The sequence below is a fragment of the Rhizobium sp. WYCCWR 11128 genome (assembly GCF_013416305.1).
GTDB classification, from domain to species: Bacteria; Pseudomonadota; Alphaproteobacteria; order Rhizobiales; family Rhizobiaceae; genus Rhizobium; species Rhizobium indicum.
Genome location: NZ_JACCEZ010000002.1, coordinates 400510 through 415531, shown reverse-complemented (window position 1 = coordinate 415531; position 15022 = coordinate 400510). Strand labels below are relative to the sequence as shown.

17 protein-coding genes are annotated in these 15022 nt (G+C 62.0%); 8 read left to right on the top strand and 9 right to left on the bottom strand.

Features of this window, described 5'->3' with window-relative positions:
- Positions 1-29: 29 nt before the first annotated feature.
- The 7 genes from ptsN to lptC all read right to left on the bottom strand — a co-directional run bounded on the left by ptsN (position 30) and on the right by lptC (position 6356).
- A complete protein-coding gene (ptsN, locus tag HX898_RS09700; RefSeq protein WP_017995882.1) occupies positions 30-494 on the bottom strand; it encodes a PTS IIA-like nitrogen regulatory protein PtsN in 465 nt (154 codons plus the stop codon).
- A gap of 70 nt (positions 495-564) precedes the next feature.
- Entirely contained in the window at positions 565-1140 is a 576-nt protein-coding gene (gene raiA, locus HX898_RS09695; RefSeq protein ID WP_011650214.1) for a ribosome-associated translation inhibitor RaiA, read from the bottom strand.
- A 292-nt stretch (positions 1141-1432) separates the two neighbouring features.
- Positions 1433-2356 carry an EamA family transporter gene (locus HX898_RS09690; protein WP_180194544.1) on the bottom strand — a complete coding sequence of 308 codons (924 nt, stop codon included), beginning with the start codon at positions 2354-2356 and terminating at the stop codon, positions 1433-1435.
- 130 nt (positions 2357-2486) lie between these two features.
- Positions 2487-4046: an RNA polymerase factor sigma-54 gene (gene rpoN, locus HX898_RS09685; protein WP_138388334.1), complete on the bottom strand. Its 1560-nt coding sequence runs from the start codon at positions 4044-4046 to the stop codon at positions 2487-2489.
- Between the two features lie 173 nt (positions 4047-4219).
- The gene (lptB, locus tag HX898_RS09680; protein ID WP_003556077.1) at positions 4220-4996 is read right to left on the bottom strand and encodes an LPS export ABC transporter ATP-binding protein; all 777 of its coding nucleotides are present in this window, start codon (positions 4994-4996) and stop codon (positions 4220-4222) included.
- Between the two features lie 40 nt (positions 4997-5036).
- Positions 5037-5675: an LptA/OstA family protein gene (locus HX898_RS09675; RefSeq protein WP_180194543.1), complete on the bottom strand. Its 639-nt coding sequence runs from the start codon at positions 5673-5675 to the stop codon at positions 5037-5039.
- 15 nt (positions 5676-5690) lie between these two features.
- On the bottom strand, positions 5691-6356 hold the full coding sequence (gene lptC / locus HX898_RS09670) for an LPS export ABC transporter periplasmic protein LptC (protein ID WP_012755803.1): 666 nt from the start codon (positions 6354-6356) through the stop codon (positions 5691-5693).
- Between the two features lie 225 nt (positions 6357-6581).
- On the opposite strand from lptC, the gene sppA reads away from it, so the two are divergent.
- The 3 genes from sppA (at position 6582) to HX898_RS09655 (ending at position 8355) form a co-directional block, all read left to right on the top strand.
- Positions 6582-7532: a signal peptide peptidase SppA gene (sppA, locus tag HX898_RS09665; RefSeq protein WP_003544935.1), complete on the top strand. Its 951-nt coding sequence runs from the start codon at positions 6582-6584 to the stop codon at positions 7530-7532.
- Between the two features lie 29 nt (positions 7533-7561).
- Positions 7562-7861: an integration host factor subunit beta gene (locus tag HX898_RS09660; protein ID WP_062943815.1), complete on the top strand. Its 300-nt coding sequence runs from the start codon at positions 7562-7564 to the stop codon at positions 7859-7861.
- A 161-nt stretch (positions 7862-8022) separates the two neighbouring features.
- Positions 8023-8355 (top strand): LapA family protein, encoded by a 333-nt coding sequence (locus tag HX898_RS09655; RefSeq protein ID WP_180194542.1) that lies wholly within the window; start codon positions 8023-8025, stop codon positions 8353-8355.
- Between the two features lie 38 nt (positions 8356-8393).
- Here HX898_RS09655 and HX898_RS09650 read toward each other — a convergent pair whose 3' ends face one another.
- Positions 8394-8828 carry a GNAT family N-acetyltransferase gene (locus HX898_RS09650; RefSeq protein WP_180194541.1) on the bottom strand — a complete coding sequence of 145 codons (435 nt, stop codon included), beginning with the start codon at positions 8826-8828 and terminating at the stop codon, positions 8394-8396.
- Between the two features lie 36 nt (positions 8829-8864).
- A complete protein-coding gene (locus HX898_RS09645) occupies positions 8865-9320 on the bottom strand; it encodes a carbon monoxide dehydrogenase subunit G (protein ID WP_180194540.1) in 456 nt (151 codons plus the stop codon).
- 114 nt (positions 9321-9434) lie between these two features.
- On the opposite strand from HX898_RS09645, the gene HX898_RS09640 reads away from it, so the two are divergent.
- The 5 genes from HX898_RS09640 (at position 9435) to HX898_RS09620 (ending at position 15003) form a co-directional block, all read left to right on the top strand.
- The gene (locus HX898_RS09640) at positions 9435-10025 is read left to right on the top strand and encodes an NUDIX hydrolase (protein ID WP_180194539.1); all 591 of its coding nucleotides are present in this window, start codon (positions 9435-9437) and stop codon (positions 10023-10025) included.
- Positions 10026-10210: 185 nt separating this feature from the next.
- Complete coding sequence (locus HX898_RS09635) at positions 10211-11308, top strand: class I SAM-dependent methyltransferase (RefSeq protein WP_138388337.1); 1098 nt, start codon at positions 10211-10213, stop codon at positions 11306-11308.
- Positions 11305-12165, top strand: a complete 861-nt coding sequence (locus tag HX898_RS09630; RefSeq protein WP_180194538.1) for an RNA methyltransferase — start codon at positions 11305-11307, stop codon at positions 12163-12165. The genes HX898_RS09635 and HX898_RS09630 overlap by 4 nt, the downstream gene beginning before the upstream one ends.
- The gene (gene lspA, locus HX898_RS09625) at positions 12162-12665 is read left to right on the top strand and encodes a signal peptidase II (protein WP_138332308.1); all 504 of its coding nucleotides are present in this window, start codon (positions 12162-12164) and stop codon (positions 12663-12665) included. The genes HX898_RS09630 and lspA overlap by 4 nt, the downstream gene beginning before the upstream one ends.
- A 55-nt stretch (positions 12666-12720) precedes the next feature.
- Positions 12721-15003: an ATP-binding protein gene (locus HX898_RS09620; protein WP_180194537.1), complete on the top strand. Its 2283-nt coding sequence runs from the start codon at positions 12721-12723 to the stop codon at positions 15001-15003.
- Positions 15004-15022 lie beyond the last annotated feature (19 nt).

Sequence of the window (15022 nt, the reverse complement as noted above, 5' to 3'; positions counted from 1 at the left end):
AGAATTAATGCGTTATCGCGCGACGCGCGTCAGGCAGCGTTCGACGTCTGCTCTTCGTTGAGGAAGGCGTAGATCGCCGAGGCGGAATCGGTGGCGCGCAGCTTGGCGACCAGATCGTGATCGCGCAGCACGCGGGCGATACGCGACAGGGCCTTCAGATGATCAGCGCCCGCGCCCTCCGGCGCAAGCAGCAGGAACACGAGATCGACAGGCTGGTCGTCCAGCGCCTCGAAATCGACCGGCTGCTCCAGCCGGGCGAAGATGCCGACGATCGAATGGATGTTTCCCAGCTTGCCGTGAGGAATGGCGATGCCGTTGCCGACTCCGGTCGAGCCCAGGCGTTCGCGCTGCAGGATGACGTCGAAGATCTCCCGTTCGGAAAGCCCGGTGATCCTGGAGGCTCTTGCAGCCAATTCCTGAAGCAACTGTTTCTTGGAATTTACTCTGAGGGCGGGAATGATCGCATCCTGATGGAGCAAATCTGCCAATGCCATTTCTTTTTCCTTCTGTCGCCGGGATCAAATGCAAGGAGCGGCGGCAATACCGCCGCTCACCACCCTGATCTCAGCCTTTGATACTGGCTGAATCGATCCAGCCAATATTTCCGTCGTGCCGACGGTAAACGATGTTCAGATGTTCCTTGCCGGGGCTGCGGAACAGGAGAAGCGGCTCGTCGGTCATGTCGAGCGCCATCACTGCGGTGGCGACCGACATGGTCTTCAGCTGCTTCGTGCTTTCAGCGACGATCGCGGGAGCGAAATCGTCGGCGATTTCATCATCGTGATCAGGAACGGAATCCATGACCGTGTAGGAGACCTCTGCAAAACCATTCAGATGGCTTCCGGCGTGATGGTCCTTCAGCTTGCGCTTGTATCGCCGCAGCCGCTTTTCGATCCGCTGGGAAGCCGCGTCGAAAGCCAATTGCGGGTCGGTCGCCTCGCCGGCTGCATGCAGCACCACCCCGCTGTCGAGATGCAGCTTGCAATCCGCCGAGTAACGAGAACTCGCCTTTTCCACGGTCACCTGGCCGGAATATCCCCCGTCGAAGTATTTCGTGATGGCCATACCAATTTGGTCCTCGATCTTTTGACGGAACGATTCACCAATTTCCATATGTTTCCCGGATACACGCACACTCATGGAGTTTCCCTTCTTATGGTCGTTTGCGGGTATCAGTTTACGCCAAGCCTCAGGTTCATCCAAGCACTTCGCACAATCTCAAGCAAGATCGGCTTAGGCCTGCGGGTCCTTGGTGCCCTTCTGATGCTGGGGATAACTCCAGACGCCGTTCGCGGCATCGATTGCGGCGGGCTTCTAGCCAGAGCGTGCCGAAAAGTCAATAGGGCGCCGAATCACCCTCGGCGGCACGCGGTCTACGTGTGGCGGATACCTTGTCGGGCAAGGCATGTCGCCGATCGCCACCCCATCCACTTTACGCGTTTCGCGCTTGCGTTGCGCGCCCTCTTGCAGGGATCGTCATGGCAGCGACACCTGATATGACGCAGACGAGTCCAATCCAGGCCGTCGGGCTCAGCCTTTCGCCGATGAAGACGATGCCGATCGCAACGCCGATCGGCACTCTCAGATAGGCCTGCGCGGTGGTTCCGACCGAACCCAGCGTCTGGACGAGACGGAAATAGATCACAAAGGCAAGCGCCGTCGAAAAGGCGGAGAGGGCCAGCAGCGCCAGCAACGATGCCGCCGAAGGATCGATTTCCCACGGTCGATCGACGACGAGGCTCGTTGGCAAGAGAATGACCGCGCCTGAGATCAACGAGCCGGCCGCCGGCACTGCGGGATCGAGCCCCTTGAAATTCTTGCTGAAAATCGCGGCACCTGCATAACAGATGGTCGCCAGGATGATGGCAAGCTGCGCCATCAGGTTTTCACCGAGACCGCCGAGCGCTTCGACGCCGATGACGAGGCAGATGCCGGCAAGCCCGGCCATGACGCCGAAAAGCCTTCGCAGCGTCACCTGCTCATGGCGGGTGATCAGCACGGCCAGCAGGAAGGTGAAGATCGGCGTTGCCGAATTCAGGATTACCGCCAATCCGGCATCGACGGACTGTTCCGCCCAGGCGATCAGCGTGAAGGGGACGACGCTGTTCAGGCAGGCCTGAACGAAAAACCGCCGCCAGGTGGCACGATCGCGCGGCAGACGGACACGCCGATGATGCAGGACGGCCAGCAGAATGCCGCCTGCAATCAGCGTGCGGGCGGCGATCAACGTTATCGGCGGGATCGTCTCGACGCCGATCTTGATAAAGCTATAGGAGGAGCCCCAAAGGGTCGCCAGCACCAGCAGCAGGAAAAGCTCCCTGGCAAGGTTGGAATTTTGCGGCGTCATGGTCGGCATTTCGATCTTCGTTGAAGACAATTCAAAGGGTTGCAGCGCCGTTGCGCGTCTGAAAAGACGCTTGGGCGCTGGAGAGGAATAGCGGGATTTGCGGGCCGGATGCTTCGATTGAGGTCGAAGCATTGCTGCGTCAGAAGCCCGCGACCTTGGCGAGCGCCCGCTTCTCGCGGCGGCGTTGGACCGAAGAGGCGATGTTCATTGCCTCCCTGTATTTCGCAACGGTGCGGCGGGCGAGATCGACGCCGCCCTTCTTCAGCATGTCGACGATATCGTCATCGGAAAGCACCGCCTCCGGGCTCTCCTGCAGGATCAGTGCACGGATCTTGTGCCGCACGGCCTCGGCCGAATGACTGTCGCCGCCGGCGACGGCGCTGATCGAGACGGTGAAGAAATATTTGAGTTCGAAGAGGCCCCGCGGCGTCAGCATATATTTGTTCGACGTGACGCGGCTGACGGTGGATTCATGCATCTTGATCGCCTCGGCGACCGTTTTCAGGTTCAGCGGGCGCAGGTGATCGACGCCGTGCAGCAGGAAGGCGTCCTGCTGGCGGACGATTTCGCTTGCCACCTTCATGATGGTTTTTGCCCGCTGGTCGAGGCTGCGGGTCAGCCAGTTGGCGCTCTGCAGGCAATCGGAGAGGAAGGCGTGGTCCTCGCCGTTCTTCGTCACACGGGAAAAATAGGACTGGTTGACCAGTACGCGCGGCAGCGTATCCGGATTGAGTTCGACCAGCCAGCCGCCGTCCGAGGCGGGCCTGACGACTACATCCGGCGTGATCGCTTCGGAAACACCCGCTTCGAAGCCGCTGCCGGGCTTGGGATTGAGCTGACGGATCTCGCCGAGCATGTCGAGAAGATCTTCCTCATCGACGCCGCAGAGCCGCTTCAGCGTGGCAAAATCACGCCGGGCCAGCAGTTCGAGGTTTTCGACCAGAGCCTGCATGGCGGGGTCGTATCGGTCCTTCTGCCTGAGCTGGATCGCCAGGCATTCGGAGAGGCTGCGGGCGAAAACACCTGGCGGATCAAGGCTCTGGAGGGTGGCGAGCACGCGCTCGGCCTGTGCGAGGCTCGTGCCCAGCCTCTCGCCAGCCTCGACGATATCGGCCTGCAGATAACCGCAGTCGTCCAGCTGGTCGACGAAATTCTGCGCGATCAGCCGGTCGGCCATGTCAGGTAGGACGAAGGGGATCTGCTGGGCGAGATGATCGCGCAGCGACACCTGGCCGGCGACGAAATCGTCGAGATCGTAGTCGGCGCCCTCGCCGCTGCCCGGCATCGACTTCCACTGGCTGACGAGTTCCGGCGCATCGAGGCGCTGCGGGGCGCCATCGTCAGGAAAGACATTGGTGTAATTGGCGTCGAGTTCGTCGTTCAGCCGGCTGGTGCTGGCGCTGCCGCCATTGTCATACCAGTCGCTGGAGAGCGCCTCGGCGCGGTTGTCATAGCCATCGTCGGAGCCGGCATCCTCGGGCTGATGAGCATATTCTCCATCTTCGGCATCGCCGCGTTCGCCGCCCGCCTCACCGTCATTCGACGGAAATTCGAGCAGCGGGTTCTTCTCCACTTCCAGGGCGATGAACTGGTTGAGTTCGAAATGAGTCATCTGCAGCAACTGGATGGATTGCATCAGTTGCGGTGTCATCACCAGGGACTGGGTCTGGCGCAGGAAAAGATTGGCGGACAGTGCCATGACGGACGCGAAACTCCCCTCGATTCCTCCGGGAAACCGCGTCCGATCAAGGCTTCAGGCCACGGAAATCCAAGTTGGCCCAAAAATTGCTTTTTTATTGTATTTGGTCAAGCGGAAGTATGACGGCACGGTGAATTTCTGCCGATCCGGCCTAAAATCATCCGGATCCGGCGTCAGAGGCTGAAATTGTCGCCGAGGTAGAGCCGGCGCACTTCCGGATTGTTGACGATGTCGTTCGCCCGGCCATGGGTCAGCACCTCACCGGCATGGATGATGTAGGCGCGGTCGATAAGGCCCAGCGTCTCGCGCACATTGTGGTCGGTGATGAGAACGCCGATGCCGCGTGCCGTCAGGTGGTGAACGAGATTCTGGATGTCGGCGACCGAGATCGGGTCGACGCCGGCGAAGGGTTCGTCGAGCAGCATGAAGGTCGGGTCGGTCGCAAGCGCACGCGCGATTTCGAGGCGGCGGCGCTCGCCGCCGGACAGGGCGACGGCGGCACTCTTGCGCAGCTTCTGGATATGGAATTCCTCCAGCAGCTCGTTCAGCTTCTGCTCGCGCTCGGCCTTGTCCTTCACATGCACTTCGAGGACGGCGCGGATATTCTCTTCCACCGTCAACCCACGGAAGATCGAGGCTTCCTGCGGCAGGTAACCGACGCCGAGGCGCGAGCGGCGGTACATCGGCATGGTCGTGACGTCGTTGCCGTCGATCTCGATCGTACCTTCATCGACCGGCACGAGGCCGGTGATCATGTAAAAACAGGTGGTCTTGCCGGCGCCGTTCGGGCCGAGCAGGCCGACGGCCTCGCCACGGCGCACCACCAGCGAGACGCCGTTGACGACGCGCCGCGTCGCATAGGTCTTCGTCAGACCGCGAGCGATCAGCGTTCCCTGATAGCGGCTCTTGTCGGCGGCGCCCGCAGCTTGTGGCCCGGGCTTGCCGAACATGGTGGATAGCGATGTTAATTTCACGTGGGAGGCCGGCTTCTCAGTTCTGCTTCTGCTGCGGTGTATTCGGCTTCGACTTCGGATCGAGCTGAATCTGGACACGCCCGCCGCAGCTTTCAAGCTCCGCCTGGCCGGTCTGCATGTGAACCGTCAGCTTGCAGCCGGTAAAAACGTTCGGCCCGTCCGACAGAATAACTTTATTCCCCTCATCCGCGGTGAGGATGAATGTCTGTGAGGCCATGTCGAAATTGCCATCATCGGCGGTCGCCGTCTGCGTGCCCGAGGTCAAAAAGACCTTGTCCGTCACCAGGATCTTGTCGATATCGGCACTTCCCGATGCAAGCGAGGCCGACTGCTCCGGCTGTGCTGCGGGCTGCGCGCCGTCAGCGGCCGGCTTTGCCGCCTTGTCCTTGTAATAGACGGTCATCTTGCCGGACTGCATCGTCGTCGTCCCCTGGACGACCTTGACGTTGCCGGTGAAGAGCGCGGTGTGTTCCTGGTCGTGGATCTCCAGCTTGTCGCTTTCGATCTGGATCGGCTGGTCGTTGGACAGCTTCATGCCCGGCATCGTGGCCGTCGCCTGCGCGCCGGCGCCCGTGGCCGTCAGAATAAGGGCAAATGCACCGGCAATGAATGCCATGCCTGTCTTGCAAGTGGAAATGCGACAATCTTTTGTCATGGATGACCCGGCTGGTTAAGTGCCCTGTTTGTGGATGGTGGATGGATCGACATTCATGCGAACATTCCCCTCGAATGTGATCACCCGCCCCTTATCGGTTATCTGAAGCGTCTTCGCAACAATGGAGGCATTGTCCTTGGTGATGGTGACGGGGTCGTCGCTGCGCATGTTTCCGCCCTTGATGTCGAGCTGCGCGGACTGGAAATTCGCATTGAGGCCGCTGCTCAGCACCAGGGTGAAGGGGGCCGTCATATGCAGGTTGTCGGTGGCGCGGTTGTAATCGGCAGTCGAGGCGACGACGCGGGCGATCAGGCCGTCATTCATCGGCACGGCGGCCTTGATGGTCTCGAGGGTGATGAGATCGGGATTGCGGATATCCTGCAGCGCCCTTTCGGCCAGCATCGAATAATTGATGCCGTCGGAATTGCGTCCCGAGATCGCCGGCTTTTCCATCACGACCTTGCCATTCTCGATCTTGGCGCCTTCCATCTTGATGTTCTCGGGCAGATAGATGCTGACCAACGCCACCGCGGTAAGGCTCGCTGCGACGATGAGGGCCGCCACCGGCAGCAATATCTTCAACCGCCGCACGCGGGCAGAATGGAACAACGCATCGCCATAGGCATTCTTGCCGGACCCTGAATAGGCGGCATGTCCGTTGTTCTTCAGGGTATCGAGCATAGGCCTCGTCCATGTGCGGTGATCGCCGCGCCTTCATAACAAAGCCGGCCGCCAATCACAGTTCGTTTCGCATTATTACATTGGCTTGCCAATATGGAATTTTTTCTGCAACAAGCAACAAAACGGAAAAACATTGAAAAGTGGCATTCGTACGGGCCGCTGCCACCCTATTTCACCGGATCGATCGGCGGCATGCCGAGGCCGGTGCCAGCGCTGGAGGTTTCTATGGACAGTTCGATCATCGCGGATCGCCGGCGACTGCGCCGCAAGCTGGGCTTCTGGCGCCTCATCGCGGTGGCCCTCATCGTGGCACTTGGTTTCGCCTTCTACCGCTTCGCCCTCGGCGATGCCGGGACGCAGCGCCCGCATATCGCCCATGTGACGATATCCGGGCTGATCGTCGATGACGACGAGCTTCTCGAGCGGTTGAAGAAGGTCGAAACCAGCGACCAGGTGAAGGCAGCGGTGATTTCGATCTCCTCGCCCGGCGGCACGACCTATGGCGGCGAAAAAGTCTTCAAGGCGATCCGTGCGATATCTGCCAAGAAGCCTGTCGTCTCCGACGTGCGCACGCTTGCCGCCTCCGCCGGCTACATGATCGCCACCGCCGGCGATACGATCATTGCCGGCGACAGCTCGATCACCGGCTCGATCGGCGTCATCTTCCAGTATCCGCAGATCCAGCCGCTGCTCGACAAGATCGGCGTCTCGCTGCAGGAAATCAAGTCCTCGCCGCTGAAGGCCGAGCCCTCGCCCTTCCACGAGGCGAGCGAGGAAGCCAAGGCGATGATCCGCAACATGGTGGTCGACAGCTATAACTGGTTCGTCGATCTGGTCGCCGACCGGCGCAAGCTGCCGCGCGACGAGGTGCTGAAACTCGCCGACGGCACGATCTATACCGGCCGCCAGGCGCTGAAGGTGAAACTCGTCGATGCGATCGGCGGCGAGGCCGAGATCCGCGCCTATCTGACATCGCGCGGCGTCGACAGCGATCTGCCGATGGTGGACTGGGACAAGAAGAGCAATACGCCCTTTCTGCTCGCTGGGGCTGTTTCTCGGTTGATTACGATCTTCGGTTATGATGATCTCATGAAAACCCAGGATATCAATGGAATCCTGCCCCCAAAGTTGCTTCTTGACGGGCTGCTTTCAGTTTGGCAGGTTGGCCACGATTGATAAGAAATCAATAATTTAAGGGGGCGAAAGTGATCAAGTCCGAATTGGTGCAGATCGTTGCGGCACGCAACCCGCATCTCTATCATCGCGACGTCGAAAATATCGTCAACGCGGTTCTCGACGAGATCACGGATGCACTGGCTGCGGGTAACCGAGTCGAATTGCGCGGCTTTGGCGCCTTTTCGGTCAAGAACCGCCCTTCGCGCTCCGGCCGCAACCCGCGGACCGGCGATACCGTCTTCGTCGAGGAGAAGTGGGTTCCCTTCTTCAAGACCGGCAAGGAGCTGCGCGAGCGGCTTAATCCCGGCCAGTCCGACGAAGAGGATTGAGCCGTCGCCGCCTGCGGCGAAACCGCACTTGAACTCGAGGGCCGTTTTCCTATTCTGGTAACTCATCGTGCTTTGCGTGTCCCATCAAGGACACATAGCGCTGCAAGCATGAAACGCGCCCTTCAAAAAGACCGGTGCAATCTGCCGCGTGGAGACCTCAAATGGCCAAGAAGATCGTCAACCTGTTGATTTTGCTGCCGCTCGGCGTCATCCTCATCGTCTTCTGCGTCGCCAACCGGCAGAGCGTCACGCTCGCCTTCAATCCGTTCCGGCCAGAAGACCAGGTGCTTGCGGTTTCCGCGCCCTTCTTCGTCTTCCTGGTCGTCGCGCTGATCGTGGGCATGCTGATCGGGGCGGCCGCCACCTGGTTCAGCCAGGGCAAACACCGCAAGCGCGCCCGCACCGAGGCGAAGGAAGCCATCCGCTGGCAAAGCGAGGCCGACCGCCACAAGAACCGCGCAGAAGAAATCGCCGGGCAGCTGCCGGCGCGGTAAAACTGGTCAATATTCGATTGGCTCGGATTCGGCGGCCGTCAAGCCGGAAAAAAGCTCAGTTCCTCATAATCGCCCTCCGGCGAGGCGCCGTTGCCGGTCACGTGGAAACCGTGGGCGAGGTAGAACGCCTTTGCCCTCCGGTTCTTCACCAGGCATTTCAGCCGATACCGGTGTTGCGGCCATTCCGGCAGGGCGTGCAGCAGCGCCGTGCCTGCACCCTGACCCTGGAATTCCGGTTTTAGGTAGAGCATGTGGATGAAATCGTCCTCCGGCCAAAGCGACAGGAAGCCGGCGACGCTGCCGCTTTCATGCGCGCAGACGACGACCGTCTCGCCATTGGTATGGGCGGCGAAATCCTCGTGATGGAATTTGCCCGGATCGACCCAGACGAATGTTTCGCGGCGCACGGAAAGGTAAATCTCCGCAAGCACTTCCTGATCTTCCGCCCGCGGCGGCCTGATGGTCCACGTCATGACGTCGATTTAAACACCCCCCGGCCCTCGCCAAGCCTAACCGGCCGCCATCCTCGCGACGACGGCGGCATTGAAATCCGAAAAGAACCCTTCGGCGAGCTTCTGCGAGGTCGAATCGAGCAGGCGGGCGCCGAGCTGGGCGAGCCTGCCGCCGAGTTCGGCCTTCGACCGGTAGTGCAGGATCGTCTCGGCGCCTCTTTCCTCAAGCACGATGTCGGCGCTGCCCCTGGCGAAGCCGGCAAGACCGCCCTTGCCTTCGGCCGATAGCGTATAGCTCTCCGGTGCGTCGACATTGGAAAGCGTCAGCAGCCCATGGAAGGTGGCAGACAGCAGGCTGAACTTGACCTTGATCGTCGCCTCGAAGACATCAGGCGACAGCCGCTCGATGCTCTGGCAGCCCGGAATGCAGCCGCGCATGATCTCGGGATCGTTGAGTGCTGCCCAGACGATATCCCGCGGCGCGGCGATGCGTTCTTCGCCGGTGAAATCCATTCGATGGCCCCATCTTCGATTCGCTCATCTTATCCCAGCGGGAAAGCGCTTTGCCAAGGCGGCACGGAATGTTATCTGCCGGGTTCCGATCTGACACACATAGGGGATGGGCCGATGAACGACGAACTGAAGCCCTGGAGCGTGACGGCAAGCCGCATCACCTATGAGGATCGCTGGATCCGGGTGCGGAGCGACGATTGCATCACCGCCGATGGAACCGTCGTCGCGCCCTTCCATGTGCTCGACTATCCCGACTGGATCAACGTCATCCCCGTGATGCCTGACGGGCGCGTGCTGCTGACACGGGAATATCGGCACGGCCGCGGCGAGATCGTGCTCGGTCTGGTCGCCGGCAGCCTCGAACCCGGCGACAGCAAGACCGGCGATGCGGCGATGGCGGCGGCCCAGCGCGAACTCCGGGAAGAGACCGGCTATGAAGCCTCGAGCTTCGTCAAGCTGCTCACCTCCTATCCGAATGCCGCCAGTCAGAGCAATATGGTGACGAGCTGGCTGGCGCTTGGCCTGAACCGGGCCGGCGAACCGTCTTTCGACCCCGGCGAGAAGGTCGAGCTGCTGTTTGCGGATCTTGCTGCCATCCTCGGCGAGCTGCAGTCCGGCGCCGTCATCATGCAGTCTATGCATGTGGCAGCCCTCTATGCGGCGGAAAGCTGGCTTCGCACACAGGCCTCCGAGGGCTTGAAATAGGCGCCGCGCCGGGAAAGCCCTCCCCTTGCCCGGGCTTGGCCGGCAGCGCAGTTGATCCGCCCCGCTTTTCTGCGCTACTGCATATTCAAAGTGCCGCAGTGTGCTTTGCGCGTTTCAAAAGACGCGTGGGCCTGCAGCCGACGCAAAGCCGATAAGACACCCCGACAGAGACGCGGAAGAGCACGTTGAAACAGAGAGAAGGCCGGCCGGGCCAGAAGAAAACATCAGGTCCTTCCGGTGAAAGCCGCAGGGACGATCGGGCAGGCCGGCCGCCGAAGCCGGTCGCGCGGCCCGCGGCAACCCGTGAGGCAGTGCGCGAGGCTGCCGTGCCTGCCGCCGTCGTGCGTCCTCTGATGACACGCAGCGGCGAGCGTCCGACCGAGCGCGTGCCCGTCATCCTCGAATCGCTCGGGGCCGGTGACTTCCATCTGATCGACAGCGGCAACGGCGAAAAGCTCGAGCAATACGGCCCTTATCGCATCATCCGCCCGGAAGCCCAGGCGCTGTGGCGGCCTTCTCTGCCCGCCCATATCTGGGAAAAGGTCGATGCTGCCTTCACCGGCGACACCGACGAGGAAGGCACCGGCCGCTGGCGTTTCCCGAAGGAGGCGCTCGGCGAGACCTGGCCGCTCAACCTGCTCGGCGTCGATTTCCTCGGCCGCTTCACCTCCTTCCGCCATGTCGGCGTCTTCCCCGAACAGATCGTCCACTGGAGCTGGATGAAGGATCAGGTCGAAAAGGCCGGCCGGCCGCTGAAGGTGCTGAACCTCTTCGGTTATACCGGCGTCGCCTCGCTGGTTGCCGCCGCAGCCGGCGCCGAGGTCACCCATGTCGACGCCTCGAAGAAGGCGATTGGCTGGGCGCGGGAAAACCAGGCGCTCGGGCGCATGGAGAAGCTGCCGATCCGCTGGATCTGCGAGGATGCGATGAAATTCATCCTGCGCGAGGAACGCCGCGGCAGCCAGTACGATATCATCCTTACAGATCCGCCGAAATTCGGCCGCGGCCCCAATGGCGAAGTCTGGCATCTTTTCGAGCATCTGCCGTTGATGCTCGATGTCTGCCGCGAGATCCTGTCGCCGAAGGCAGTGGGCCTGGTGCTGACGGCCTATTCGATCCGCGCCAGCTTCTATTCGATTCACGAATTGATGCGCGAGACGATGCGGGGCGCCGGCGGTGTGGTCGAATCCGGCGAGCTGGTGATTCGCGAAGCCGGCACCGACGGCAAGACGCAGGGCCGCGCGCTTTCCACCTCCCTCTTTTCCCGCTGGGTGCCGAAATGAGCAAGGACTTCCACGATCAGGGACCGCGCAGGGTCGGACAGGTGAAGGAAGTCACTTCACTCGCCAATCCGATCATCAAGGACATCAAGGCGCTGACGAACAAGAAGTCGCGCGAGGAAAGCGGTACTTTCCTGGCCGAAGGACTGAAGCTCGTCATCGACGCGATCGAACTCGGCTGGGCAATCCGCACGCTGGTCTATGCCAAGGCTGCCAAGGGCAAGCCGCTGGTCGAGCAGATGGCGGCAAGGACCGTCGCCTCGGGTGGGCTGGTGCTCGAGGTCAGCGAAAAGGTGATCGCCTCGATCACCCGCCGCGACAATCCGCAGATGGTCGTCGGCATCTTCGAGCAGCGCTGGACGCCGCTCAAGAGTATCCGACTGAGCGAGGGCGAGACATGGGTGGCGCTCGACCGGGTGCGCGACCCCGGCAATCTCGGCACCATCATCCGCACGGCCGATGCAGCCGGGGCTTCCGGCATCATTCTTCTCGGAGAAACGACCGATCCCTTCTCTCTCGAAACGGTGCGGGCCACCATGGGCTCGGTCTTTGCCGTTCCGGTCGCGCGCGCGACGCCTGAGGAATTCATCGCCTGGCGGAAATCGGCCGGCGTTTCCGTCGTCGCGACACATCTTGCCGGGGCGGTCGATTACCGGACGATCGACTACCGGAAAAAGCCCGTCGTGCTGTTGATGGGCAACGAACAATCCGGCCTGCCGGAGCAGCTCACCAGGGAGGCCGACGCGCTTGCCCGTATTCCGCAGCAGGGCCGCGCCGATTCACTGAACCTCGCCGTCGCCACCGCCGTCATGCTTTTCGAGGCACGCCGCCATCTCCTCTCACTTGCCGAGGGCAAATGACCGAACAGACGCATGCACGCCCGGCGCTGTTTTCGCGGCCGGCACCGATCCTCTTCTTCATCGTCGTCGCCGTTCTCATCGACCAGGTCGTCAAGATCGCCGTCGATCACTACCTGCCGCTGCAGGAGGTTGTGCCGGTCATTCCGATGCTGGCGCTCTACCGCACCTACAATCTCGGCGTCGCCTTTTCGATGCTATCAGGCATGGACGGCTGGTTCATCGTCGGCATGCGGCTCGTCATCGTCGCCTTCGTCATCTGGCTGTGGTACCGCACGGCGAAGGATCGCTGGATCGCCCATCTCGGTTATGCGTTGATCATCGCCGGCGCGATCGGCAATCTCGTCGACCGCTTCGCCTATGGGCATGTGATCGATTACATTCTTTTCTACACCGAGAGCTGGTCCTTCGCGGTCTTCAATCTCGCCGACAGTTTCATCACTATCGGGGCCGGCTGCGTCATTCTCGACGAGCTGCTGTTGCCGAAAAAGGCCGGCCGCTAAAATCTTATCGAAATCCTGAAGGCATTCGGAACGGGCCTCATGTTAGCTAGATAGCATGCAGAACCTGGGACAGTTGCAGGAAAGATTGTCCGCCGCCTTCGGTGGACCCCCCGCCAAGCCGCTTGAGAAGCGGATGGAGGCCTTTTCCTCACGGCCCAATGCAGCCGCACCCCGGGGCGCCGATGACCGCCAGGGCGGGCCTGCACCGACACGGCGCCTGCTGTTCTACTGGCTGGGCGGCGCCGGCCTTCTTGCCGCAACGATCCTGATGCTGCTTGCTCATGCCGGCGATCCGCTGCTGCTTTCGGGTGGTCTCGTCGTTCTTGGCCTTGCCGTCATCGCCAGTTATGCCCTGCTGATGGTTCGCTCGCGCAGGGCCGGGCAGCGTCCCGGTCTACCCATGCCGGATTGGAACGCCGGCGCAAAGCTGTTCGCCGACGTGCACGACGTGCTCGGCGACATCACGGTCAGCCGCACCATGGACCGGCGCATCATTTCCGCCAACGACACTTTTCGCCGCCTGACCGGACGGTTGCGTCCGGAAGGACGCAGCTGCGAGGAGATCGGGCTTGCTTTCCGCCCCGGTCCGATACCGCATTGCTACGATGTCGAGATTTCGACGCCGGAGGGCCAGCGCATCTTCCTCTGGCGCGATGTCGTCACCCGCGACCCGGCGAACGGCCGTCTGCTGCTGCAGAGCGTTGCCCGCGACGTGACCGATGAGCGGCTGATCGCGCAGGGCCGCGAGGAGGCCCGCCAGAAGGCCGAATATAACAGCGCCGCCAAATCGAGGTTGCTTGCCACCGTCAGCCACGAGGTGCGCACGCCGCTTTCCGGCATCCTCGGCATGACGCATCTGATCGCCGAGACACGGCTGACGCAGGAACAGCAGAACTATCTTGCGAGCATCCGCCAGTCCGGTCATGCATTGACGCAGCTCGTCGAGGATCTGCTCGATTTCTCCACCATCGAGGTCGGCCGCTTCGCGCTGCACCCGCGCTCGGAATCGCTGCGCAAGCTTCTCGAAAGCGTCGTCGAGATGCTCGCCCATCGGGCGCATGAAAAGGGTATCGAGATCGGCGCCACCGTGTCATCCGACGTGCCCGAAAATATGAGCTTCGACCCGGCGCGGCTGCGCCAGGTTCTGTTCAACGTTATCGGCAACGCCGTGAAGTTCACCCAGGTCGGCGGCGTCTTCATCCGCGTGTCGCTCGACGGCGACGACCTCTCGATCACCGTGACCGACAGCGGTCCCGGCATGACGGCGGAGGAGCAGGCGCGCGTCTTCGGCGAGTTCGAGCAGGGCGGGAGCGTTGCCGACAAGAGCAGCGGGACCGGGCTCGGCCTTGCCATCTCCGCCCGCATCATGCGCGAATTCAACGGCGCGCTGACGGTTGCCAGCGAAAAGGGCAGAGGCAGCGAATTCACCATCCGCTTCCCTGTCGATATCGCCAGCGAGCGCCCAGACCGGCGAAACACGCTGCTTGCCGGCAACAGCGTCGTGCTGCTGGCGCCGGCAGGTGCGGCGCGCACTGCCATCGCCGAAACGATCACTGCGCTCGGCGGCCTCTGCCATCTCGTCGGCGACGGCGAGACGGCGCGGGCAACACTGCTCGAGCTGGCAAAGGGCGGACGGCGGCCGACCGACATCATCATCGACCATCGCATGTCGGCGGAATTTTCTGCCCATCTTGCCGATCGCACCGAAATCGCCGCACTTGGCCTGCGCAAGGTGCTGCTCGTCAATCCGGAAGAGCGCAGCGCCCATCCGCTCGACCTCTTCGATGCCTGGCTGATCCGGCCGCTGCGCGAACAGTCGCTGATCGACGTGCTGCGCGGGCGCATGCGCGGCATGGAGAAACGCGACGCGCTGAACGACAACCAGCCGGGCTTCGGCCTTTCGGTGGCTGAGACGCTGGTTGCCGCCAGCGGGCTCAGCATCCTGCTCGGCGAAGACGATCCGATCAATGCCATGCTGGTGCGTGTCGTTCTGGAAAAGGGCGGACATAAGGTGCGCCATGTCGAGGATTTCGAGACCCTGCTCGACTACGCGCTCTGCGAGGCGAATGATCGGCCCGATATCATCATCAGCGACCTCTCGATGCCCGGCGGCAACGGCATCGACATGCTGGGACGCCTGCGCGGCCACGAGCGGCGGCTCGATCTCGCCTCGATGCCGGTGATCGTGCTGACTGCCGACAAGAGCGACGAATCGCGCCGCCAAGTCTTGCTCAACGGCGCCAACCGCGTCATGATAAAGCCGGTCGATCCGGTGCGGCTGCTGACCGAAGTTCAGGCGGTCGCCGCCCTCTCGGCCCGGCGGGCAGAGGCACGGTGAGCGCCTCAGAAACCGGCAC

Coding starts and splice junctions, on each gene's coding strand:
- ptsN (WP_017995882.1), bottom strand. CDS start 494: ATGGCATTGGCAGATTTGCTCCATCAGGATGCGATCATTCCCGCCCTC.
- raiA (WP_011650214.1), bottom strand. CDS start 1,140: ATGAGTGTGCGTGTATCCGGGAAACATATGGAAATTGGTGAATCGTTC.
- HX898_RS09690 (WP_180194544.1), bottom strand. CDS start 2,356: ATGCCGACCATGACGCCGCAAAATTCCAACCTTGCCAGGGAGCTTTTC.
- rpoN (WP_138388334.1), bottom strand. CDS start 4,046: ATGGCACTGTCCGCCAATCTTTTCCTGCGCCAGACCCAGTCCCTGGTG.
- lptB (WP_003556077.1), bottom strand. CDS start 4,996: ATGTTCGGCAAGCCCGGGCCACAAGCTGCGGGCGCCGCCGACAAGAGC.
- HX898_RS09675 (WP_180194543.1), bottom strand. CDS start 5,675: ATGACAAAAGATTGTCGCATTTCCACTTGCAAGACAGGCATGGCATTC.
- lptC (WP_012755803.1), bottom strand. CDS start 6,356: ATGCTCGATACCCTGAAGAACAACGGACATGCCGCCTATTCAGGGTCC.
- sppA (WP_003544935.1), top strand. CDS start 6,582: ATGGACAGTTCGATCATCGCGGATCGCCGGCGACTGCGCCGCAAGCTG.
- HX898_RS09655 (WP_180194542.1), top strand. CDS start 8,023: ATGGCCAAGAAGATCGTCAACCTGTTGATTTTGCTGCCGCTCGGCGTC.
- HX898_RS09650 (WP_180194541.1), bottom strand. CDS start 8,828: ATGACGTGGACCATCAGGCCGCCGCGGGCGGAAGATCAGGAAGTGCTT.
- HX898_RS09645 (WP_180194540.1), bottom strand. CDS start 9,320: ATGGATTTCACCGGCGAAGAACGCATCGCCGCGCCGCGGGATATCGTC.
- HX898_RS09640 (WP_180194539.1), top strand. CDS start 9,435: ATGAACGACGAACTGAAGCCCTGGAGCGTGACGGCAAGCCGCATCACC.
- HX898_RS09630 (WP_180194538.1), top strand. CDS start 11,305: ATGAGCAAGGACTTCCACGATCAGGGACCGCGCAGGGTCGGACAGGTG.
- lspA (WP_138332308.1), top strand. CDS start 12,162: ATGACCGAACAGACGCATGCACGCCCGGCGCTGTTTTCGCGGCCGGCA.
- HX898_RS09620 (WP_180194537.1), top strand. CDS start 12,721: ATGCAGAACCTGGGACAGTTGCAGGAAAGATTGTCCGCCGCCTTCGGT.